Below are 870 nucleotides of genomic sequence, written 5' to 3' on the forward strand. Positions count from 1 at the left end.
TTTCTCGCTTTAAATCTTGATAGAATTTAATTAAAAATATTCCAAGAATAATTAATAGTATTCCAATAAGAAGATTAATCCAATCCATTTATTTTTTATGAGTTCTGTTAAATTACCTACAACGTTTATGTATATGGAAAGTTGCGTGCTTGTGTGCGAGGATTTTCCGAAGGAAAATCAGATGCAAGCAAGCAAAGCAACTCACATTGGTTAAGCTAAAAATAGCAATTTTTTATATACGGTGTTGCCATTAGTTTTTTTTCACTTGGGCAGCATTTGTTAAAATTCCGCCATATTTTTTTCCGTACTGATGTTTTGTTTGGATTTCAGCTTTCCAGTAAATCCTTTCAGTATCCAATTTCTTTTCGTAATGAAATCCGCCATTTTTTAAAGTAAGTGTGTCGGGATTATAAAGTTTCTTTGGATTATAAGAAATACTGTCAATAATTATTACACTCGTATATTGAATATCATTATTGTAACCAACAAAAACAATTTCTCCACTAATATTTGAATTCAGTTCATAAGAGTTTTTATAGGAAGGAATGTCTCTTACTGTTATACTGTCAAAAACATATTTATTTTTTATTTCCGCTACAATTTTTTTCAGTCTATCATTTTCCGCACGCAAGTTTTCAATTTGCGCAATTTTATTTTCCGTTTGATTAATATCTGTGCAACTAAAAATTAATAAAGTCAGAAGTATATTTATTATCGGTTTGTTCATTTTTTCAAATTAATGGCAACGAATTGGTATAAGAATAGTGCGCCAATTAAAAAAAGTCACGTTCATAACCTATAACATCGTAGCGCATTATTTTTATACGGTGTTGTGTTTAGTTTTAGTCACATGTCCAAAGCTCAAGTTTT

The 870-nt window shown here is 29.4% G+C and carries 1 protein-coding gene; it reads right to left on the reverse strand.

The genetic code is table 11. The annotated features are described in order from the left end of the window. Window positions 1-250 precede the first annotated feature (250 nt). Entirely contained in the window at window positions 251-727 is a 477-nt protein-coding gene (locus ACFQ1R_RS15830) for a hypothetical protein (protein WP_379927257.1), read from the reverse strand. Between the last annotated feature and the right edge of the window lie 143 nt (window positions 728-870).

The organism is Mariniflexile jejuense, from assembly GCF_042675665.1.
Taxonomy (GTDB): domain Bacteria; phylum Bacteroidota; class Bacteroidia; order Flavobacteriales; family Flavobacteriaceae; genus Mariniflexile; species Mariniflexile jejuense.

What these genes read in the sequence shown, in the direction of transcription:
- ACFQ1R_RS15830 (WP_379927257.1), bottom strand. Translation starts at nt 727, where the DNA reads ATGAACAAACCGATAATAAATATACTTCTGACTTTATTAATTTTTAGT.